Here is a 21,000-nt window from a genome sequence, read left to right on the forward strand (position 1 = left end):
CCTCAGTCACTACTCAGCTCTCAGTATTTGCCTAGAACTATAATAGATTCGGTCAACGATTCCTTCATCATTTGAAATAAACCGAATGGGCTCTTGTTTATTCTTCTCAATTCCTACAAACGTATGATTTCCAACATGACGTAGTGGATTGTAGGAACCACCTGTAAGATGTCTTAATTGACCATCTTTCACATCAATTTGCACATGCATCCCTTCCCCTGACTTGTAGATCCCGGCAAACTTTTCCAACTTGACCTCATCAATTGGTTCAGATTTATAATGAACGTTCGTCGCATCTAGTGCTCTCCCGCTGAGAACATTTAGCGCGCCCATGAGCATTCTACCAGAAGGGACACTTGCTAAACTTGATAACGCCACACCCGTTAACCCTTTCTCAGGCACCATAAACATCAGTGAAGAAACACCTTTCAAGCCGCCCCCATGCTCAATCAGCGTATCTCCATAATAATCTGGTGTAATCCGCAACCCATAACCGTAAGAAATGCCCTTGTTATACTCAAAATGAGGGTATAACATTTGTGCAATACTTTCCTTCGATAAAATTTGAACCCCGTCTACCATGCCTTCATTCCGATAGATTTCTAAATATCTTAAAATATCATTGATGGTTGACTTCAAATAACCCACAGCTCTCATGGCAGGCGCGTCCCACCAAACTGCTGTCGGATAAACCGTCACCCCATCTTCTGTCGTTTTAGCCGCATAAAGCGTTGTCACATCTTCAAAGTTAGCTAATTTCTCTAAATCAAAAAAAGTTCTCTCTAGTTTTGCCGGTTTTAATATATGATCACTCACATATTCCTCATAAGACTGCCCACTTGCCCGGGCAATAATCACACCGAGTAAACCGTAAGAATCATTAGAATAACTAAAAGACTGTCCGGGTTGGTCAAGCGGTTGAAAATCTAGCGCTGCAATAAATTCAAACATGTCATCATATGTATCGATTGCATCACCAGCATTATTAACCAGATCCAAATCAAGATAATCCTTCGCCGATGGATCTTTGTCAATACTGCGTTTCCGTGCAAATACATGGGTTGATATTGGTGGAATTCCCCCCGTGTGCGTCATTAAATGATGTATCGTGATTTGTTTTGTTTTCTTGATATCCGCTGTATGAAACTCCGGTAAATACTTCGAAATTCCATCATGAACAGAAAGTTTACCTGCTTCTTGAAGTTGCATAATCGCAACACATGTAAATGATTTCGTCATGGAAGCGATCCCAAAAATCGTATCCGGTGTAATCGGCAACTCGTTCTCCACGTCGCGATAGCCATAGCCTTTCTCATAAAAACGCTCGCCGTTTCTATTAAGCCCTATCCCCACCCCTGGGATATGATTTTCCTTTATTAGCTTTTCTGCAAACACGTCAAACTCGCTCAAATTCCCCAATACCAACAACTCCCTTTTTTTGTCCCATCGTTTCTCCAAAGCTGTACTGTAATTTTCAATCTATCACTAGTTTACCTGATATCTAGTTCTAAATATAGTGAATATATATTGTTCTCTTCTTCTTTCGAATAACGATATCCTCGCTATTTCAAGAACAACGGTTTAATGCGATTCCTACTTTAGTATTATGCAATTGTAGTGTATAATTGTTGTTTGGAATCGTTTTATATAGGTATCTAAATAGGAGAGTTGAATAATTCTATGGAATATGAAAAAGAGTTAAGCCCAGCAAAGCTGATGTGGCAAATGACGCGACCGCATACATTAACAGCGACGTTTGCGCCGGTTATTTTAGGAACAGTGATGGCACTATATGATACGAAGATTGATTGGCTTTTATTTATCGCGATGATGTTGGCATGTTTAGCTTTGCAGATCGCAACGAATTTATTTAATGAATACTATGATTTTAAACGTGGTTTGGATACCGCTGAGTCTATTGGTATTGGTGGTGGGATTGTAAGACACGGATTGAAGCCTAAAAATGTGTTAACTGTGGCATTTTCACTGTATATTTTGGCTGCTATTATCGGTGTGTATATTTGTATGAATAGTAGTTGGTGGTTGGTGGCGATTGGCTTGTTTGGGATGGCGATAGGCTATTTCTATACAGGTGGCCCCTATCCAATTGCGTATACGCCTTTTGGAGAATTATTCGCTGGATTACTTATGGGGGTAGGATTTGTTTTAATTTCTTATTTCATTCAAACGAATACGGTAACTGTTCAAAGTCTGCTGATTTCTATTCCAATCGGGATTTTGGTTGGGGCGATTAACATGTCCAACAATATCCGTGACATCGAAGAAGATATTAAAGGCGGACGAAGAACATTAGCCATTCTTCTTGGACACAAAAAAGGGATTATTGCTTTGGCCATTGCGTTTGCCGTTTCATATTTATGGATCGTACTTCTCGTTATAGCAGGTTCAATCAGCCCTTGGACATTAGTTGTGTTCTTATCCATCAGAAAACCAATCTTAGCGATTCAAGGCTTCCAAAAAGCTAAGCCAGAATATTTACGGGTCGCGATGAAATCCACTGCACTCACTAATACATTTTTTGGATTCTTGTTATCTGCGGGATTATTAATTAGTTATCTATTTTAATGAGAGGAGCACTTCCTATTGTGTTTTCACACAGTAAGAAGTGCTCCTCATTAATTATTCGAATAAAAATTTCGGCTCATTTTCGCCCATTTCAACTTTTAACTGATACTCTTTTAAAAACCAATCATCATGGCTATTGAAATAAAAAGTGATGTCTTCTACCACATCGTTAATACCCACATCTCCATCTTTTCCAACGGATAAGCCTAAGAAGTAATTTGGATGTGCAGTAGGAATCCCGCCATATAACTTTACAAAAAATTGAACGTACGCATTTTGTTCTAAACCCATTTCCTCTTTATACCACGCTGCCGCTTCCTTACTCACCGAAAAATTCATCTCTACATCTCACCTTTTTCGTTTTAGTCTATCCTATCATATATACCCTGAAAATCATCGTTTATAACAACTGGCCTATGGAAAAATTGAAAAGTATCTAGAACAGGAACCTTGTAAAACCGCACAAAAAAACCTCCGATGCATACTTTTACAAATGTACGCCATCGAAGGTATTTTCTTTACAAGCTAAAACCGAGACTTATTTTTATTGATATTTTTTTATTAATTCTACAAATGCATCTACGAATGATTGTAAGAATTGAACAGTTCCTTCATTGTTTATATTGCCATCCTCATCCAACAGATCTTGTGAGTTAGCAAGGTAAGCCTCAGGTTGTTGGACAACTGGCATATTCAAAAAAGCGAGTGATTGGCGTAAATGATGATTTGCGCCAAATCCACTTAAATTACTAATTGATTGGCTAATAATGCTGGCTGGTTTACCATCCCATACACTTTCCCCGTATGGTCGAGAACCAACATCTAATGCATTTTTTAGTGCGGCTGGTACGCTGCGGTTATGCTCAGGCGTTACAAATAAAACAGCATCAACTGTTTTGATTTTATTACGAAATGCGCTGTATTCTTCTGGACTATTTTCATCATAATCTTGGTTATAGAGTGCCAAGTTGCCAATTTCAACAAACTCTGTCTCGTACCCTTCTGGGAACAATTTTGCCACATTATCTGCGATTTGTTGAGAAAAAGAGTCTTTCCGTAAACTTCCTACTAGAATTCCGACTTTTACCATATCAAATCATCCTTTTCTACCTTTTTATATGTCTTAATTATTAAACTATAGCAATGATTCTATCTAATATCCATTAACTTGAATTATACTGATAGTCCTCTGCACAGTGGGACCTCCTTTATTTCCTGTTATAATAGAAACTAGGAAACTAAACGAGGAGGAGCGAAGATGCAAATACTGTACTTTGAGCCTGCGTGGGATAAAACAATTGCACCTGCGGATAGAGAAAAAATCATCGCTCATTTCCATTCACATCACCTCGAAAATAATAGTCAGCTTTCATTTTTTCGGGAAGCCATCAACCATAAAGGGAATCTATTGGTCACTGTCCTTATTCACAATAAGAAAGACACTCCCCTACCTTTCCAAGATATCGTCATTACTTATATTAAAAACGGCAAACCCATTGCTACGGGCATTTTTAATTTGCCACTAGAGATTCCCAAAAAGTCATCTATGCCATGGACATTCATTTTTACACCTGCCAATGAAACAGAAGCACCCCCGCAATTAAGCATTACTTATAACACATGACATACAACTCAAAAAATCCGCTAATTCCTAAATGAATTAGCGGATTTATTTTTTAAAGCTATCTAACAAAACATAACCGAACACAATTCCAGCTATAGTGACTAATGTAGTGTCTCCCATCACCAATAAATTTCTCAAGAAAAAAAATGTAAGCCCGAAATTTAAAGTCAGCAGTGGTATGAATGCTATATATAGCATTGGCAAACCAATTGCCACAAACTTAATCCAATCAAACGACCATTGCTTATTTTCTTTCATCTCTTTCATGAATTTAGGCAATCGTAGTAAAATCCCTATAAAAATAGGGAAAAAAGAAACGAATAATAAAAATGGCAGTAAATTAAATGTTACCCGAACTTCAGCTTGCAAGTGCATTTTATATGCTGTTCCTAGATAAAATACAATTGCGAAAGCGACTGTGGGAACGAAATAAGATAAAAACCTTTTAATAATAAACTCCCCCCTAACAATTTATGGACTGACTTTCACTCGTTAATTTATATCAAAAACTGCCTAATTCAATTATATCAACAACACCTTATAATTGACACAATAATTACACTTTTCAACCAATTACAAGTGTAACTTCTTCCAGATTATGATTAGCAGTACCAACATACCCCCTATCAACAGACTTCTCTCGTGTTGTAAAAATAAATTCCAAATAGAAGCTCATGCCTATTGTTATCATAATTATATTACTGTATCATACATAGTATAAGAAGGTGAGATGATTACCATGTCATTAATCGAATCGTTCACAACAGAACTAAGAAGAGGGACTTTAACATTGGCCGTCCTAAGCCAATTACGGACACCTCAATATGGCTATTCGCTGGTTCAACGTCTTGAAACGGCAGGGGTAACCATTGAACAAAGCACGTTATACCCGTTGCTGCGCCGACTCGAGAAACAGGAACTCCTGACAAGTAGCTGGGATACAACAGAAAGCAGACCCCGGAAGTATTACGTCATCAATGAATATGGACGTGACATTTTTGATCAGCTAAAAAATGAATGGAAAACGATGACTTTGGAATTAACAACATTATTGGAAGGAGATGAACAGCATGAAACTGATTGAGGCTTATGTCTATGAGGTAACAAGAAGATTGCCTGAAAAAACTCGGAATGATATTGCACTTGAACTCACCTCTACTATCGAGGATACATTGCCAGAAGACTATACGGAAAGTGAAGTAATAGAAACGCTTTCAAATCTAGGAGATCCAGCACAACTGGCTGCAAGCTATCGCGATACTCCAAATTATTTGATTGGCCCAAAAGTATATGATGTTTATATGCGGACGATGAAAATCATCATTCCATGGGTTATTTTAATTACTATTTTAGTTCACATCGTTGAAAGCATTGTCCAATTTTCAGGAGAGGAAAGCATCCTTTCCGTTATGATAAAAGCCATAGGATTGGTCATCGCTACTATCATTCAGGCGCTTATCCAAACGGTCTTCTGGGTCACAATTACATTTATCTTCATCGAAAGGATTGCTTTAGCAAGCAGCAATTCCCCCCTGACAACATTCGGTGTGAAATGGACGCCAGAGTCTTTAAAACATGTTAATGTCATCCCAAAGAAAAAATCAATTCCTAAAAGTGAAATTATTCTCGGTTTCTTTTGGACAGTGATTTGGGTTATTTTTTACTTCAACGCGGATCACCTCGCCGGCATCTATCACTCAACTGGCAATGAAGGCCTGCAAATGGTCATGCCAGCTTTCAACCAAACAGTCTTACTCTCGTATTGGCCAATCGTTTTACCGTTCGCGCTTTTCGAAATCGGACTAGGAATTTACAAATGGAAAACAAAAAAGTGGACAAAAAAAATTGTCATGACTAATGCTGTCGTAAAAGTGCTTAGTCTAATTGCCTTCATTGTGATTGCAATCAATCCTAGCCTACTCAACGAAGATTTTGCACCCTATATGGCAAATCTACTCGAGATAGATTTAGCATCCGTGGATAACTTTATGACTTGGGCTTTATGGACAATTATCGTAACCGTCTTCGTGACACTAGCAATTGAAATCTATGATAGTTATCGGAAGGAAAAAGTGAAATAGATAGTTTAGCATGTACTTCTGTACATGGTGCAATGATGCAAAATCACGTCTTCGAATAAAAAAATAAAAGGATATCGACAAAGTCTTAACGAGTCGATATCCTTTTAAAATATTTTAAAGCATCGGCACGGATCACATGTTAACTAAATAACAGCACTCTAGGTATGAAATAACTATAAGATCTCGATATAGCCTTCTGTTCCATGCACGCGGATTTGTTGGCCGTCTTTTATTCGTGTTGTGGCATTTTCTACCCCGACGACGGCTGGCAAACCATATTCTCGTGCGATAACTGCGCCGTGGGTCATGAGTCCACCAACTTCGGTGACTAACCCTTTTATGGATACAAACAACGGTGTCCAGCTAGGGTCTGTGAAGACGGTGACTAAAATATCACCTTCTTCTAGATTAGCCTCTTCCATGTTTAATATGACCCGGGCTCGTCCTTCTATAAATCCAGCGGAAACCGGAAGACCTGGGATTGCTGAAGCTGAAAGATTTTCTCGTTTGTACTTCCCTGCAATGATTTCACCATCAGAAGTGATCACACGTGGTGGGGTTAATTTCTCATAGAATCTGTACTCGTCTTTTCTTTTCTGGATAATTCGTTTGATCTTATCCAATTCGTTGCTACGCACAACTTCATGAAATTCTTCGAAAGTAAGGTAGTCCATATCTTCCTTTTCATTAAAGATGCCTGATTGTACAAATAGCTCGGCTTCTTTCAGTAAAGCTTGTTTATAGACGAAGTAGCGATTCACCATGCCGTATTTTGGATACTCACGGTACCCGATGTAGTTCCGGACTACGTCAATCATTTCTTTTGTGTCTTTCGCTTTTTGTTCACCATCTGGGAGTTGTTTTAATCGTTGTAATATCGATTGTTCTTTCTCCAAAGCAACACGTCGCCCTTGCTTAAATTTCCGAGTGCTAGCGCCTGGCTCAGTGTTTTTGATATTACTCAGTATCATCGGAATAAGTGTCGTCGGCTTCTCGCTCCAACGCGTTCTAGTCACATCGATTTCGCCCGTACACCGCATCCCGTATTTTTCGAGATAAGCAACGATGGCATCATGGGCTTCTTGTCCACCTTCAAGATGTCCCATTTCATCTAAAAAATGATCATCTTTTACATGTTGTAAATAGTCGATAACTGCTGGATAAGGGCGAATGACATCTGCGACATCCAGTAACGCTAGGCCCATTTCCGAAGTAATATTGTTTGGTGCAGATTGAGTAAGGGGATCTGCTACGTTTTTTTCACCTAACCACTCGTTGATGTTTTCATTGATCCAAGAAGAAGCATCCATTGCAGCCGTAATCACACTCATGCTTTTCGGGTCAAATAAAATCTTCTTTAACTCTTCGATATCTTCTCGAATAAAATCAAATAGAGTTGATCCCGATATCGTTTGGATATGTTGTTTTAACGCTGCCAGTGAACTTTGGCTCTGCTCAATCAAGTCAGAAACAATCGTCGGATCTATTTCAATATGTGGTCGCTTATTTAAATTTAAATTGTCTCCACCAGGACTCAATGTTTTCTCATCAATTGGTACAGTTTTTATAAAATCATCTCGTTCAATTATGTTGATGAGTGCATCCTTTATGAGAGGGTCAGATTCTCCCAAGCTATTTAATAATATTTCACTGCCACCCGGCGCGGCGAGTTGATGCGTGATGTCAACAAATAATCTTCCACCAGCTATACGCATGGGTGCAAAGGTCGTTAACAGAAAGAATGACAATCCCAAAGGTTTAATGGGATCCGTCATCATTTGTTGATGCCCTACTGATACGTACACGTGATTTCCCTGAGTCTCTCCTGCTTCAGGAATTGGAAATAAAGTAGTAATTGGACGACTCTGGACAATATAAAATTCATCATCAACTAAACACCACTCGATATCCTGTGGGCTGCCAAAATTAGTCTCAATATGTCTGCCAATCTTCGACAGTTGTAGAATTTGTTGATCGGTAAGTGTTTGCGACTTCTGCTGTTCCGGGGCAATCTGTCGAGTCTCTGTTCCGCCTTCTAAGCGTCCATAAATAGCTATGTTTTTGGTTGCTATCCTCTTATCCACGATTTCCTCATCCTGTACTTTATAACAATCTGCGGAGACCAAACCAGAGACCAATGCTTCCCCGAGTCCAAAACTAGCATCAATCGAAAGCAACTTACGATTAGCGGAAATCGGATCAGCGGTAAATAAAATCCCGGACGCCTTTGGAAAAACCATCCGCTGCACAACCACTGAGAGATAAACTTGGCTGTGTTCAAAGCCATTTTGCATACGATAAAATACAGCACGCTCAGTAAATAGCGATGCCCAACATTTGCGGATATGCTGCAATACGGCATCCTTACCGATAATATTTAAATAAGTGTCATGTTGACCCGCAAAAGAAGCATGCGGTAAATCCTCTGCAGTCGCACTAGAACGCACTGCATAAGCATGTTCTTCACCGTATTGTGCATGGAAATGCGTAACGGCCCTCACAACTTCAGGAGGAATTTCCACTTCTAAAATGAGCCGCTGAATCTTCCTGCTAATATCAACAATCTGATCGCGATCTTCCAATTTTAGAGAGGTGAGCCGATCCAAAAGCGCATGATATATTTCATTTTGTTCAATAACTTTTCGATACCCCACCGTCGTCACACAAAACCCTTCTGGTACCGGTATCCCGCCAATTTTAAATAGTCGTCCTAAATTGAGACCTTTTCCACCCACAAGCAACAACTGATCCTCTTCTATCTCCTGAAAATCAAGAACCAAAGAACTCATTCTACATCTCCCCTAACCACCGTAGTTTATTGAGTTTAGCAGGAATAATTGGCAATAAACAGTCTATAAATATAATTTCTTATATGCTATAATTAGACTAGGCAAGAAAAGATGCTAAGAAAATTGCATGCATGACTATTTAAAATTAAATAAAAATACAAGGGGATATCGACAATATTTTATATGTCGGTATCCCCATTTCTCTTTTTATGCAATTATAGTGTATAGACATTATAGTACAGGCACCTGAATTATACGTCATCTATTCCGAAATTCAAACAATGCTAGCCGTTCGACAGCTTCTTGCAATGCGTCTACTTGTTGAACGAGGGCCAACCGAACGTAGCCGTTGCCTTCTGATCCGAATACACTTCCGGGGACCATGATTACGCCACTTTGTTTAATCGCTTCGAAAACGAATGCTTTATCGTCCATCTCGAATGGATATTTTGCCCAAACGAACATACCACCATTTGAGGGGGTCACTGACCAGCCAATTTTTGTTAACCCATCCGTTAAAATAAGATGTCTCTCTTTAAAGGTTTGTCGTAAGCGTTCTGTAATTTCTTCAGCATGATCCAAAGCTGTTGCAGCTGCTTCTTGAATCGGTTCAAACGTACCGTAGTCTAGATTAGACTTCAATTGTTTCATAATGCTGATGATTTCAGGATTACCGACGATGTACGCGATCCGTGCGCCTGCCAAACTAAAACTTTTGGATAGTGAATTCACTTCAATACCGACTTCCATCGCGCCGGGTATAGATAGGAAACTGAATGGTTGATCTCCTGTAAAATAAAATTCGGAGTAGGCGGCATCATGTAGAACGATAATATTATACCGCTTGGCAAAAGCAATGACCTTTTCAAAAAACTTCGTTGTCGGCATTGCAGGTACCGGATTCCCAGGTAAATTTAAAATGAGCAACTTTGCTTTTTGCGCGATTTCTTCTGGCACCTGATCTAAATCAGGCAAGAAATTATTTTTCGCACGCAGAGGCATCTCATATGGAATGGCTCCTGCTAATTTAATCCCAACTTCATAAGCTACATATGCAGGATTTGTTGTGAGAACAATATCGCCTTCATTACAAAAAGCAAATGGCAGATGGACTAGCCCTTCTTGGGAACCCATTGTCTTAAGGATTTCTGTATCTGGATTAAGTGTAACGCCAGAACGTCTTGCGTAATAGCTTGCAACGGCTTCATGGAATCGTTTTGTCCCACCGAGCGTGTAACCATATGTGTTTTCCTTAGCGCTAAGTTCTGACAACACTTGTCTCACATTTTCAGCTGGCGGTAGATCCGGGCTTCCAAGACTTAAATCAATTATTTCAACACCTGTCTCTTTTTTGACTGCAGCAGCTGCTTTTAAACTTCCAAAAATAGCTGGTTCAAAAATAGACATTTTATGAGAAGCTTCAATTTTCATCGAACTGCACTCCATTCTATGTAAAAAGGTCATTTCAAATCTTCTGAATTCTTCGTCGGGCCAGAAGTACGCGTTGCCTTCTCAAAATTCTCTGCTCCAACAACACGCCAACGGCTATTAATCTCATCAACTAGTTCATCTAAATGGCAGTCTAATACCTTTACCGGTATATTCACCTGAGTCTCCAGCAAACCTTTGTTCATATTATTCAACAACCTTTTTAATCCAGTTGTCCGATCTGTTATTAAATTGGGGTCCAAAGTGTAGATCCCTAAGAATACTTGATTAGAAAAATTGATAAATTCAATATCCCCAACGTCTTCCCAACGAACCAAACCCGCCCCAATAAAACTCGAATTATCCAGAATGCCTTATTCCGTAATCTTTAAAGCTGGTTTTCCTTTTACTAAAACATTTATGTAATAGATAAGACACAGGCCAAAAAGAATGACAACCACTCCTCCAATTGCAGGTAGCCATATTTTCGCAGATCCAGTTCCTTGAGATGTAAAGGCGATAAATACTGCCCCTATTACAATAAACAGTAAAGATAGAAATACGAGTGTCCACATCCGACTTCTCTTAAATGACACAATATAATCATCCACTAGACAGTTCACCTCAATTCCTTTACTCATCAGTTTATACGAAGGATATCACTAATGATAGTCTTTTTGGAATTAGGTTCCTGAAACGGTTGAAGTATTTCCACATCATCAAGTGCTTAAAACCAAGGAAGATTTAATTGAATCGATTCTTACATAAGCACAATAAATATAGCTACCTAAGAGCATGTCTAAAATTGAGTACTTGAAAAGACGAGACGATACATGGTATAAGTGTTAAAGTAATAAGAGTTAATGGAAGATAATTAAAGAAATTTGCAATGGATACATACCGTCCATTTATGTTGCAATAGGAGGATATAAGTTGAGTAATGAGGATAATTTCTGGCTTGATCTACCAAAGCCGTTTTTTATATTAGCACCCATGGAAGATGTGACAGACGTTGTGTTTCGCCACGTCATCAGTGAAGCAGCTAGGCCTGACGTCTTTTTCACTGAATTTACAAATACGGTAAGTTATTGCCATCCTGAAGGAAGAGATAGTGTACGTGGCCGTTTAACGTTCACGGAAGATGAACAACCTATCGTTGCTCATATTTGGGGAGACCAGCCTGAGTTTTTTAGAGAAATGAGTATCGACATGAAAAAACTTGGGTTTAAAGGAATCGATTTAAATATGGGTTGCCCAGTACCCAACGTTGCAACCAAAGGGAAAGGTGCGGGTTTAATACGCCGTCCTGATACGTCTGCAGAAATCATTCAAGCAGCAAAAGCTGGCGGGTTGCCAGTGAGTGTTAAAACAAGATTAGGCTATAGCCAAGTTGATGAATGGCGCGATTGGTTAGGCCATATATTGAAGCAAGATATTGCGAATCTTTCCATTCACCTTCGTACAAAGAAAGAAATGTCTAAAGTGGATGCACACTGGGAACTAATCCCCGAAATAAAAAAATTACGGGATGAAATTGCACCAAATACGCTACTAACCATTAATGGGGATATCCCTGACCGTGCTACAGGACTCAAATTAGTTGAACAATACGGTGTTGATGGCGTCATGATTGGCCGCGGGGTTTTCACGAATCCATTTGCTTTTGAAAAAGAACCGAAAGAACATAGTGTGGAAGACTTCCTCAAGTTATTATTTTTGCAGTTAGATCTTCACGATAAATACTCAGAAGAAATTGGTCCACGTCCATTTAAACCTCTTCTACGTTTCTTCAAAATCTATATACGTGGCTTTAAAGGTGCAGGCGAACTACGAAACCAATTAATGAGTACAAAAACGACTGATGAGGTACGTGATCTAGTAAAATCGTTTTTAGATATTAAGTAAAAGGTGCCTGTGGAATAGCAATCGTGAGGCTTGATGTTATTTTTGCCTTTTCCCCTGCTCCACACTGGTGCGCCACCTTTAAAGTGCACCAACGCATTTATGACCATCCATGACTTCAAGCAAAATACAAAAGGGATATCGACAATTTACAGTCGATATCCCTTTTGTATTTTATTATGAATTAACCAAACATGTCTTACAGCGTTCCGTATACTAGATAGTTGGACTACTCAACCAACTATTAAGCGTGGTGTTTTTCTTTTTTTGCTTGTACTAATTGGCCGCCTTTATTTTCGAAGAACTTGAGAATTCCTTCAGCAGCACGGTAAGAAAGTGCGCCAACTGTACCTGTTGGGTTATAACCAGCGTTTTGTGGGAACGATGAAGCTCCTACAACAAATAGATTATCTACATCCCACATTTGAGAATAGTTATTTACTGCTGATGTTTCAGGATCTGCGCCCATGATTACGCCACCTGTATTGTGTGTTGACTGATACTCAGCAACATTATACGGTCCAAGCTCTCTACTCGTATCGATATGATCTGCGCCCATCTCTTTTAGAATTGCTTCACATTTATCTGCCAAGAATGCTGTCAATTGACGATCTTGGTCTTCAAAATCAAAAGTAATTCTAACTAAAGGATCGCCGAACGAATCTTTATAAACAGGATCAAGGTCTAGGAAATGTTGTTTATAAGCCATTGATGCACCTTCACCACTAACTGTTAGCGCAGCGTTTGTATATTTTAACGATACATCTTTAAATTCTTTACCCCAACTTGGTGTACCTGAAGGGACACGGTTATTGGCAATCGGTCTTAGACCAGTTTGTCCAAGGATAATCATCCCACCGTGAATAAAATCCAAATCGGTGTGATCAAAGTTATCGCCGTTATAATCGTCAACGATCATTCCTAAGCCGCCAGCTCCTGCAAAGTTATTGAACTTTTGATCATCAAAGTAGCCTGTTGCTCTACCTTTTCTAATTTGATAAGCATAGTTTTTCCCAATTACTCCAGTACCTGTAGTAGAATCATAAGGTCTTCCTATTTCAGACATGAGAAGAAGACGAACGTTCGAGAATACATACCCCGTTAATACAACAACGTCTGCTGGTTGTTCAAATTCCTCGCCTGTAAGCATATCTACATAGAGTACACCTGTTGCTTTTCCGTCACTGTCTTTTAAAATTCTACGCACTTCAGAATGAGTTCTTACTTCGAAATTTCCTGTCGCTTGTGCAACTGGAAGTACAGTAACTGTAGGATCCGCTTTTGAACCGTACTCACAACCGAACCGTTCACAGAATCCACAGTACTGACAAGCTAGTCGTGAAATTCCATCCGGGTTTGTATAGTTTTCTGATAGATTCGCAGAAGGTTGGACATATGGATGTAAGTTTAGATTTTTTGTTGCCTTATCGAATAATTCCATAGCTTGAGTTTTTTTCATTGGACCTGTAGGGAATGGGTTTGAACGTTTACCGCCTAATGGGTTGTCCTCTCCAGAAATTCCCGCCATTTTTTCATACTGATCATAGTAAGGTTCTATTTCATCGTATGTAATTCCCCAGTCTTGAATTGTCATGTCAGCTGGTATTTTGTCTTCACCATATTTTGCAATCGTTTGACTGCGTAATTCAAAATCATATGGAAGGAAACGGAAGTTTTGTCCATTCCAATGCGTTCCAGAACCGCCTACCCCTACACCAATTAGAAATGAACCATATTCTCTCATTGGAAGAGAGCGCATTTTTTCATTATTACGGAATGTAATTGTTTCCTTGGATAGATCTTGCATCATTTCATGTCGAACTGCATATCTGAGTTCGTCATGTACCATGAAGTAATCCTCTGTTTTTCGATCTTTTCCTCGTTCTAATCCAACGACTTTAAGACCTTTTTTCGTTAATTCAGAAGCGATAATGCCTCCAGACCAACCCACACCAATAATAACTACATCTGTTTTCGGTAACTTTTTAACCATTATTATTTCCTCCTCAATCGAAATACCTCTATTAACTACGTCTTACGATTAATGACTATGTTGAGAATTTAACGCTGCTGGTGCTATCTTCACAAAATCTTTTTCGATAATATCGAGGAAGGTCATTTGATGTCCTGGGAAGTCTTTCATCTTCCAGCCTTCCATACCTGCATTACCACCGTATAATGGATCGGAATATGCGCCTTCAATTGTGGCCGAACGTAAAACGCCGAAAAAGTGAGCAGAACTTGTTCCTCTTAGTTTTACATTACCTTCTGCAAATTCAGTCAAAATTGCATCTTGTTCTTCGTCAGTAAGTTTTTCAAATACATTGTCGTAGGCTTTTAAACTTTCATCCTCTAAAGCTTGTAGACCAATTCCAAAGATTTCTTGTCTGTTGAGACGTCCTTGATAACCCTGTGTGGATTCGCCTGGGAAAAATGGTCCTGAAGTATATTCTTTTGTACCTGTTCCCCAGCCGCCAGCCAATTGGTGGTCAATATAATATGTAACTAATAACTCTTTAGCTCCAGGACCATTGTGATCTTTAGGGAAAATTCTTTCTGTCGCCGCTTCCGTAATTCGATGTTGCTTAGGCGTGAAAAACATTAAAGCAGCATTTGGATTATCCGCAGGCTTATGAGGTTCTGATTGAACGCCTGTTTTAGGTGCTTCGTCATTCACTAAAAGACTTCCTAGTGCGCCACCAACAACTAGTCCACCAACAGTAAGCCCTGAATTTTTGATGAAATTTCTTCTAGAAGAACGTTTATCTAACAGTTTATTTTTATCTTCTTGATTTGACATGATAAAACCCCCAAATTCAATTTAGTATTAAAAAGTACTCCAGTGAAAAACTGGTGTGCAAACTGCCGCCGACATGATTAGCACAACTGAAAAAATAATAGACTTTTTCCCTAACAATGATATAAGAATAATCGCTAAGCCAACTGGTACACCTAAAAGTGTAATCCAAGGAAAATCACCTGTGATAAAGCTAAGAATAAAACCAAATGCAGCAACTAAACATAACGGCAAAAGTACTTGAATGACTAAACTCAACTCTTCCTTATTATACTGTGACATGCTCATTCTCCTTTCTACAAATATTCTGTTCCAATACTTACATAGTTCAGTAAACTACTGAAAGATAAATAGTTACGAGTTGGAAACAATCTTATCTATTCTACTACATCTTAAATAAAATATCTCGATTTACGCATATTTTTACACTTTATTAGTTTTGATGTGTATAATATAAGAGTAAAGATGTACGAATCTGTTTACACGAAAGTTTATACTTTCCATTTAAAATAGTGGGTGGTAAGAAGCATGGCACAAGAATCAGAATACACGCTTGTCGAGCATTTAACCGAACTTAGGAAACGGTTGATTATTGTTGCTGTGACATTTATCGTTACTTTAATTATCGGTTTTAGTTTAGCACCAAAATTATTAACCTTTATTAAAACGCAACCTACAGCCGCTTATGTGGAATGGAATGTATTCGGATATACGGATGGGCTTATGATTTATTTAAGTTGCGCCTTACTGTTATCCTTACTCATTACACTTCCAATCGCATTGTACCAGATATGGTTATTTGTAAAACCGGGGTTATCTAAAGAAGAATCCAAAGGAACAATTATTTTTATCCCTGTTTCTTTTTTACTATTTTTAGCCGGAATTAGTTTCAGTTATTTCTTGCTATTTCCTTTGATGTTGAATTTCATGTCTAATATCAATGAATCAATTGGTGCAATTGAAACATATGGTATGAAACAGTACTTCTCTTTCATGTTCAACTTGCTCATTCCTGTAGGAATCGTATTTGAATTACCTGTAGTCATACTGTTTTTAACAAAGTTAGGAATTGTAACTCCATCTAAATTACGGAAAATGAGAAAAGTCGCTTACTTCATACTTGTCGTCGTAGGTGTTTCAATATCTCCACCGGATTTTGTTTCGGATATCTTGATTATTATTCCGTTATTGCTTTTGTTTGAAATTAGTATTTGGGTGTCGAGTGTGTCTGTTAAGAGAAAGCTGGCGAAAGAGAAACGAGAAGAGGAAAGTTTGAAGGAATAAGTTGACAATGTTTCTTCAAGTTATTAATGTTATACTGTTACATATTTCCACAGCATGTTAATTATAAGGAGGGACAACTATGCCAAACATCGGAGTACCAGGATTAATCATAATCCTTGTTATCGCTTTGATCATCTTCGGACCATCTAAATTACCACAACTAGGTAAAGCAGTTGGACAAACATTAAAAGAATTCAAAAACTCAACAAAAGAAATCGTTGATGAAGTTGCAGATGAATTCAAACTAGAAGAAGAAGAAAAAGAGAAGAAAAAAGTTTAACAAACTATATAACCCTGTATTTGATTACATTGAATGTAACCAAATGCAGGGTCTTTTTACGTAGAGCTATTTAGAATATACCTGTGCAAGGTTCCTTGTTCATCATTCACAGATTCGGATAAACATTTTTTAGTCGCTATCTATAACAAACTTATTAACCGAATCGTTTTTTGCTCTGATACCAAAAAGATGTTAGAATATATAGTAGATTATGAAATAGTTGATAGAAGAAAAACAACAAATAGAGGCTAGGGGGATTGAAAATGGATATCAAATACCCAATCGGGAAATTAGAAGTTCCTGCACAAGTTACATTGGAAAACATTCAAGAATGGCTAAAGGATATTGAAACGTACACGACCCGATTAAGAGATACCGTTGACGTATTAAATGATGAAGAATTAAGCAGAACATATCGTGATGGTAGCTGGACAGTTCATCAACTCGTCCACCACATCACAGATTCTCAGTTGAATATGTATCAACGTTTGAAGCTGTCTTTGACAGATGAGAATCCAACCGCACCGAACTTCGATCAAGATAAGTGGGCTATTCAACCCGATACGAAGTTACCTATAGAAAGTTCTATTAAAATGCTAGAAGGTATAAATGAGCGCATTGTTTCTTTAGGTAAAAGTTTAACTGAGAAGCAATTGGATCGGATTTTTACCCACCAGTACAACGGTGAAATAACAGTTGCAACAAAAGTTGCAAAATTAGCTTGGCACGAAGAGCACCACTTAGCTCATATTAAAAATGCATTATCAAAATAAGACAAGCTCATGACCCTTAATAAGCCCAAACGATTGAATAGCAAAAGCCTAATTCCTCGCCTATAATTGGCGGGAATTAGGCTTTTTTATCATCTGTCATGGGGATTGATATTCACCTGAATCATCCCTCACTGTCAACGAATGATTATTGCTTTAATGCTCCGGCGGCTTCTGGGATGTCATTTATGTCAAGGACATTCCTTTCACAGAAATATTTTAAAAAGTTTTTAGCTTCATTAATTTCGTCTTCATCTGTTTTTAATGCGATGATATCACTTAAGATTTGTGCAGTCATCACATTATCAAAATAACGATATTTACCTGAATTCCATGCAGTCCGATCAGGATAATTCTTATTGATATAGTAATTCCAGAACAACATCTTCTCTGCTTCTTGATCTGTGAGCTCAATTCTATACGCTGTATGGGATGGGACCATTCCATCATTGCTCTGATTGCCGGAAAACATTTCATCTACCATGTATAGACCAAGAATTAGTCTTTCAACTTCTTGTTGATCCGACGCTCGTGCCGTTAAAAGGCCTACGCTGTTTGGACCCAAACGAGCTGCTCTATTTGGCTGACCTTTATTTTTCCCACTTTGTAGCACACCAGTCGATGCTTCCCAGTCGACAAATACACTTTCTTGTTCTTCTTCGTCCAACCAAAAAACAACTTGTGAACTTTCATGAATTTTATGATTCTTCAATTTGTCCCTACGTCGTTGTTCTAGCACCAATCGCTCATTTTCTGCTTCACGTTTCTTTTCAAGGGCTTCTTCTTCCATTTCCCTTTTCAAAAAGACATCTTTAAATGCTTGTGCAATACTCCGATCATTTAGTGTGATAAATTTTCCGAAAGCATCAGGATAAACAAATTTTTTAATATCCTTATTAAATTCAATGGTGACGATAGATTCCTCATGCTCCACAATACTACCTTCACCGAAGACTTTATGAGTAACTGCTTCATTAATTAAATTCACAAAACCACTCTCCTTATGTTAAACAAGTTTTTCCAATTCAAAAATCGTACTCAAATTCTGTCTCAAAGAAGTTGTGCACGATTAACGAATCCTGTCTAAATAACTGTTCTATCCATATTATATCACTTTTTCTGAAAAATCGCAAATTAAATGGTTGACAATGTTTGTTTGATTATCGTATAATATTAGTCTTTTAAATTTAATATATATAAATGTATAATTACTGAAAAAAACAAACCAGCAATCCTCGTCAAAAATTGCGAATTAGAAAAAAATCATTAAGTGTTATTTTATAAGTTTCTTTAAAACTGCGTCCCTAACCAACGCTGAAGTCAATGTCTCCATATATAACATCTCTTTTGGCGTCCATTCAAATAGAAGATGACCACCTAGTTTTCCGCCGCCTGGAACTAACTCAATTGAAACGAGTACCTATGCATGGTTGATTTACGACAATTCACGACTACGGTTAAAAATCCGAAAAGGGATATCGACAAAGTCTAATTGTCGATATCCCTTAGATTTTTTATACAATTGTAGTGAATCAGTTTCTTGTAAAGTGCTACCGAAAAAGAGTACTAAGAGAGCACCTAAAAAGCAGACGTTTTACCATCGCTCACGTGAACCTTAAATATCCTAGGTTCCAATTTAAATTTTATAGCGGTTTCTTCAAAGATTTTCTTTACTTCTTTTTGTTCAAGTTTGTTTGCTTCTTTATTGAGTAGGGTGATTTTAATCTGAAATTCATCTTCAGACTCCATAATCCCAAGTAGACTGTGTTCATATCCTTTTTCTCTGAGACTTTCCCCAACTTCATTATAGAATCCCACTTTTGTATGGTAGGATTCCAAATAGGCATTTGCTTCTTCTAACGAGACTTCCTGTTTTTCTTGCAATAATGGGATACCGACAGGATTCCCTTCATCTGAAAACCACGTATAGATCGACAGCAGAAAAATAACGAGTAAAAATAAACCTAAACCAAGTAGACCGCTCTTCCCTACTTTCACCTCGACCACTCCTTGTGATCTTAACGTATTAGAATTACTTTGGGACGCTTCTCTTTTTACGCCAGTCTATGACGTTGTACATACACATAGAATAGTATATAAATACTAGATATTGTTTGATAAGAAGCGGGGTATGTATATGAATATCGAAATGATTCGACAGTTAATAAGGGCTAGGCAAGAGGAATTGGTCGAACTTGCCGCATCATTAATTCGAATTCCATCTGAAAACCCATCGCCAGATTTTAGGAAGCTTTCGCTCGAAGTGGGACGTTATATTAGTCAATACCTAGTAGCAAAAGGGTTCTTAACCACGGAATTTTTAAGTAGTGAAAATGCGCTCGTTACTGTTGTCTGCGATGCGCCATTAACAAGTGAAACTGGTCCGCGCCTTTTATTTTGCGGCCATACAGATGTCGTCCCGGCAGGTGATCGTTCGCGTTGGACTTTTGACCCTTATTCGGGAGATGTTAGCGCAGGAATGCTTTTGGGTCGAGGCGCCTCCGACATGAAGGGCGGTTTGGCATCACAAATTTTTGTAGCAGGACTACTTCAGGAGTTTGCTCCCGCACTTCAATTGAAAGGTAGCCTAGGCGTTATCGCTTCTCCAGATGAAGAAAGTGGCGGCTTTGCGGTGGCTTCTCTTCTGGATCAGGGTCTTATTAAAGGAGATGCTTGTATTATTGGAGAACCGACACACGCCCGCCATCCGAATGTTGGCGATAAGTCTATGGCATGGATGAAGATCACCGTACCAGGCGAAACCGGGCATGGCAGTCAACAACCACTTTCTGGAATCTCCGCAATCCGTAAAGGAGCAGCCGTGGTCGAATCTCTAGCCAAATTATGGGAACATAAAGCAACACCACCCGAGGAGCTTGATCAGTTGTTGTACAGAACGGAGTGGTTTCTCGCTCAACGTCAAGGAAATCCGTTATTATCAGAATTACTTTATCGCCCCTCCTACCATCCAGGTACAATTCAAGGCGGAACAAGGGTCAACGTTATCGCAGATGAGTGCATCATCGAGGTAGATACGCGAGTGCCATATGGCATGACGTTCGAGTTTTTACAGGAGGTCGCCAGGAATCTTATCCACGCTGCAGCGCCAGATGCTGTTGTTGAGCCAATGGTACGCCATAATAATCCGAACTGGACATTGGAAAACCGTCCAATTGTGCAGTCTCTAGAATTCGGAATCCGCCGTGTCCTCGGTATAGACGAACCTGTCTTCAGCATACTCTCGCTTGGGTCAAGTGATGCCAGTCACTTTCGGCGTCACGGCATTGATACCGCCTTTTATGGCCCAGGACAACTTGAAACCATCCATGGGTACGACGAACAGATTTCAGTAGAGAGCCTAGTAGAATCTGCAGAGATTTATGCCGAGGCGGCAATCAAGTATCTAAACTCGAGTTGCACCAAACCTTAAGACTTATGAGACGAATAAACAATAAAATC

20 protein-coding genes and 1 pseudogene are annotated in these 21,000 nt (G+C 38.7%); 9 read left to right on the forward strand and 12 right to left on the reverse strand.

The window, feature by feature from the left end; genetic code table 11:
- Nucleotides 1-9: 9 nt before the first annotated feature.
- The gene (locus AC25Y1_RS01480) at nucleotides 10-1,419 is read right to left on the reverse strand and encodes a serine hydrolase domain-containing protein (RefSeq protein WP_488146159.1); all 1,410 of its coding nucleotides are present in this window, start codon (nucleotides 1,417-1,419) and stop codon (nucleotides 10-12) included.
- A 261-nt stretch (nucleotides 1,420-1,680) separates the two neighbouring features.
- Here AC25Y1_RS01480 and AC25Y1_RS01485 point away from each other — a divergent pair, with 261 nt between their 5' ends.
- The gene (locus tag AC25Y1_RS01485) at nucleotides 1,681-2,586 is read left to right on the forward strand and encodes a 1,4-dihydroxy-2-naphthoate polyprenyltransferase (protein WP_488146160.1); all 906 of its coding nucleotides are present in this window, start codon (nucleotides 1,681-1,683) and stop codon (nucleotides 2,584-2,586) included.
- A gap of 54 nt (nucleotides 2,587-2,640) precedes the next feature.
- Here AC25Y1_RS01485 and AC25Y1_RS01490 read toward each other — a convergent pair whose 3' ends face one another.
- A complete protein-coding gene (locus AC25Y1_RS01490; protein ID WP_488146161.1) occupies nucleotides 2,641-2,913 on the reverse strand; it encodes a HesB/YadR/YfhF family protein in 273 nt (90 codons plus the stop codon).
- 217 nt (nucleotides 2,914-3,130) lie between these two features.
- On the reverse strand, nucleotides 3,131-3,676 hold the full coding sequence (locus AC25Y1_RS01495; RefSeq protein WP_488146162.1) for an NADPH-dependent FMN reductase: 546 nt from the start codon (nucleotides 3,674-3,676) through the stop codon (nucleotides 3,131-3,133).
- 168 nt (nucleotides 3,677-3,844) lie between these two features.
- On the opposite strand from AC25Y1_RS01495, the gene AC25Y1_RS01500 reads away from it, so the two are divergent.
- Nucleotides 3,845-4,210 (forward strand): SLAP domain-containing protein, encoded by a 366-nt coding sequence (locus AC25Y1_RS01500; RefSeq protein ID WP_488146163.1) that lies wholly within the window; start codon nucleotides 3,845-3,847, stop codon nucleotides 4,208-4,210.
- 45 nt (nucleotides 4,211-4,255) lie between these two features.
- Here AC25Y1_RS01500 and AC25Y1_RS01505 read toward each other — a convergent pair whose 3' ends face one another.
- Nucleotides 4,256-4,579 carry a hypothetical protein gene (locus tag AC25Y1_RS01505; RefSeq protein ID WP_488146164.1) on the reverse strand — a complete coding sequence of 108 codons (324 nt, stop codon included), beginning with the start codon at nucleotides 4,577-4,579 and terminating at the stop codon, nucleotides 4,256-4,258.
- A 370-nt stretch (nucleotides 4,580-4,949) separates the two neighbouring features.
- Here AC25Y1_RS01505 and AC25Y1_RS01510 point away from each other — a divergent pair, with 370 nt between their 5' ends.
- Nucleotides 4,950-5,294 carry a PadR family transcriptional regulator gene (locus AC25Y1_RS01510; protein WP_488146165.1) on the forward strand — a complete coding sequence of 115 codons (345 nt, stop codon included), beginning with the start codon at nucleotides 4,950-4,952 and terminating at the stop codon, nucleotides 5,292-5,294.
- On the forward strand, nucleotides 5,281-6,291 hold the full coding sequence (locus AC25Y1_RS01515; protein ID WP_488146166.1) for an HAAS signaling domain-containing protein: 1,011 nt from the start codon (nucleotides 5,281-5,283) through the stop codon (nucleotides 6,289-6,291). Before AC25Y1_RS01510 ends, AC25Y1_RS01515 begins: the two co-directional genes overlap by 14 nt.
- 173 nt (nucleotides 6,292-6,464) lie before the next feature.
- Here AC25Y1_RS01515 and ppsA read toward each other — a convergent pair whose 3' ends face one another.
- The 3 genes and pseudogenes from ppsA to AC25Y1_RS01530 form a co-directional block, all read right to left on the reverse strand.
- The gene (gene ppsA, locus AC25Y1_RS01520; RefSeq protein ID WP_488146167.1) at nucleotides 6,465-9,080 is read right to left on the reverse strand and encodes a phosphoenolpyruvate synthase; all 2,616 of its coding nucleotides are present in this window, start codon (nucleotides 9,078-9,080) and stop codon (nucleotides 6,465-6,467) included.
- A gap of 258 nt (nucleotides 9,081-9,338) precedes the next feature.
- Nucleotides 9,339-10,511, reverse strand: coding sequence for an aminotransferase class I/II-fold pyridoxal phosphate-dependent enzyme (locus AC25Y1_RS01525; RefSeq protein WP_488146168.1), 1,173 nt, complete (start codon nucleotides 10,509-10,511; stop codon nucleotides 9,339-9,341).
- A 29-nt stretch (nucleotides 10,512-10,540) separates the two neighbouring features.
- Nucleotides 10,541-11,149, reverse strand: a pseudogene (locus AC25Y1_RS01530) (STM3941 family protein).
- A 352-nt stretch (nucleotides 11,150-11,501) separates the two neighbouring features.
- Here AC25Y1_RS01530 and AC25Y1_RS01535 point away from each other — a divergent pair.
- Nucleotides 11,502-12,413 (forward strand): tRNA dihydrouridine synthase, encoded by a 912-nt coding sequence (locus AC25Y1_RS01535; protein WP_488146380.1) that lies wholly within the window; start codon nucleotides 11,502-11,504, stop codon nucleotides 12,411-12,413.
- A 241-nt stretch (nucleotides 12,414-12,654) separates the two neighbouring features.
- On the opposite strand, the gene AC25Y1_RS01540 is transcribed toward AC25Y1_RS01535, so the two are convergent.
- Genes AC25Y1_RS01540 through AC25Y1_RS01550 form a run of 3 tightly spaced genes read right to left on the reverse strand, consistent with a single transcriptional unit; the run spans nucleotide 12,655 to nucleotide 15,489 of the window.
- The gene (locus tag AC25Y1_RS01540; RefSeq protein WP_488146169.1) at nucleotides 12,655-14,403 is read right to left on the reverse strand and encodes a GMC family oxidoreductase; all 1,749 of its coding nucleotides are present in this window, start codon (nucleotides 14,401-14,403) and stop codon (nucleotides 12,655-12,657) included.
- A 48-nt stretch (nucleotides 14,404-14,451) separates the two neighbouring features.
- A complete protein-coding gene (locus tag AC25Y1_RS01545; RefSeq protein ID WP_488146170.1) occupies nucleotides 14,452-15,210 on the reverse strand; it encodes a gluconate 2-dehydrogenase subunit 3 family protein in 759 nt (252 codons plus the stop codon).
- 27 nt (nucleotides 15,211-15,237) lie between these two features.
- Nucleotides 15,238-15,489 carry a hypothetical protein gene (locus AC25Y1_RS01550; RefSeq protein ID WP_488146171.1) on the reverse strand — a complete coding sequence of 84 codons (252 nt, stop codon included), beginning with the start codon at nucleotides 15,487-15,489 and terminating at the stop codon, nucleotides 15,238-15,240.
- Between the two features lie 246 nt (nucleotides 15,490-15,735).
- On the opposite strand from AC25Y1_RS01550, the gene tatC reads away from it, so the two are divergent.
- From tatC to AC25Y1_RS01565, 3 genes are all read left to right on the forward strand, one after another.
- On the forward strand, nucleotides 15,736-16,491 hold the full coding sequence (gene tatC, locus AC25Y1_RS01555) for a twin-arginine translocase subunit TatC (RefSeq protein WP_488146172.1): 756 nt from the start codon (nucleotides 15,736-15,738) through the stop codon (nucleotides 16,489-16,491).
- Between the two features lie 79 nt (nucleotides 16,492-16,570).
- Complete coding sequence (gene tatA / locus AC25Y1_RS01560) at nucleotides 16,571-16,771, forward strand: twin-arginine translocase TatA/TatE family subunit (RefSeq protein ID WP_488146173.1); 201 nt, start codon at nucleotides 16,571-16,573, stop codon at nucleotides 16,769-16,771.
- 263 nt (nucleotides 16,772-17,034) lie between these two features.
- Nucleotides 17,035-17,544: a YfiT family bacillithiol transferase gene (locus AC25Y1_RS01565; RefSeq protein ID WP_488146174.1), complete on the forward strand. Its 510-nt coding sequence runs from the start codon at nucleotides 17,035-17,037 to the stop codon at nucleotides 17,542-17,544.
- Nucleotides 17,545-17,689: 145 nt separating this feature from the next.
- Here AC25Y1_RS01565 and AC25Y1_RS01570 read toward each other — a convergent pair whose 3' ends face one another.
- Both AC25Y1_RS01570 and AC25Y1_RS01575 read right to left on the reverse strand, forming a co-directional pair.
- Entirely contained in the window at nucleotides 17,690-18,529 is an 840-nt protein-coding gene (locus AC25Y1_RS01570; protein ID WP_488146175.1) for a malate synthase, read from the reverse strand.
- Between the two features lie 590 nt (nucleotides 18,530-19,119).
- Complete coding sequence (locus AC25Y1_RS01575; protein ID WP_488146176.1) at nucleotides 19,120-19,539, reverse strand: hypothetical protein; 420 nt, start codon at nucleotides 19,537-19,539, stop codon at nucleotides 19,120-19,122.
- Nucleotides 19,540-19,678: 139 nt separating this feature from the next.
- Between AC25Y1_RS01575 and AC25Y1_RS01580 the strand changes: the two genes are divergently transcribed.
- Nucleotides 19,679-20,971: a M20 family metallopeptidase gene (locus AC25Y1_RS01580; protein ID WP_488146177.1), complete on the forward strand. Its 1,293-nt coding sequence runs from the start codon at nucleotides 19,679-19,681 to the stop codon at nucleotides 20,969-20,971.
- The last annotated feature ends 29 nt before the right edge of the window (nucleotides 20,972-21,000 follow it).

Source organism: Sporosarcina sp. Y1009 (assembly GCF_057669865.1).

Coding starts and splice junctions, on each gene's coding strand:
- AC25Y1_RS01485 (WP_488146160.1), top strand. CDS start 1,681: ATGGAATATGAAAAAGAGTTAAGCCCAGCAAAGCTGATGTGGCAAATG.
- AC25Y1_RS01495 (WP_488146162.1), bottom strand. CDS start 3,676: ATGGTAAAAGTCGGAATTCTAGTAGGAAGTTTACGGAAAGACTCTTTT.
- AC25Y1_RS01500 (WP_488146163.1), top strand. CDS start 3,845: ATGCAAATACTGTACTTTGAGCCTGCGTGGGATAAAACAATTGCACCT.
- AC25Y1_RS01510 (WP_488146165.1), top strand. CDS start 4,950: ATGTCATTAATCGAATCGTTCACAACAGAACTAAGAAGAGGGACTTTA.
- AC25Y1_RS01515 (WP_488146166.1), top strand. CDS start 5,281: ATGAAACTGATTGAGGCTTATGTCTATGAGGTAACAAGAAGATTGCCT.
- ppsA (WP_488146167.1), bottom strand. CDS start 9,080: ATGAGTTCTTTGGTTCTTGATTTTCAGGAGATAGAAGAGGATCAGTTG.
- AC25Y1_RS01525 (WP_488146168.1), bottom strand. CDS start 10,511: ATGAAAATTGAAGCTTCTCATAAAATGTCTATTTTTGAACCAGCTATT.
- AC25Y1_RS01535 (WP_488146380.1), top strand. CDS start 11,502: ATGGAAGATGTGACAGACGTTGTGTTTCGCCACGTCATCAGTGAAGCA.
- AC25Y1_RS01540 (WP_488146169.1), bottom strand. CDS start 14,403: ATGGTTAAAAAGTTACCGAAAACAGATGTAGTTATTATTGGTGTGGGT.
- AC25Y1_RS01545 (WP_488146170.1), bottom strand. CDS start 15,210: ATGTCAAATCAAGAAGATAAAAATAAACTGTTAGATAAACGTTCTTCT.
- AC25Y1_RS01550 (WP_488146171.1), bottom strand. CDS start 15,489: ATGTCACAGTATAATAAGGAAGAGTTGAGTTTAGTCATTCAAGTACTT.
- tatC (WP_488146172.1), top strand. CDS start 15,736: ATGGCACAAGAATCAGAATACACGCTTGTCGAGCATTTAACCGAACTT.
- tatA (WP_488146173.1), top strand. CDS start 16,571: ATGCCAAACATCGGAGTACCAGGATTAATCATAATCCTTGTTATCGCT.
- AC25Y1_RS01565 (WP_488146174.1), top strand. CDS start 17,035: ATGGATATCAAATACCCAATCGGGAAATTAGAAGTTCCTGCACAAGTT.
- AC25Y1_RS01580 (WP_488146177.1), top strand. CDS start 19,679: ATGAATATCGAAATGATTCGACAGTTAATAAGGGCTAGGCAAGAGGAA.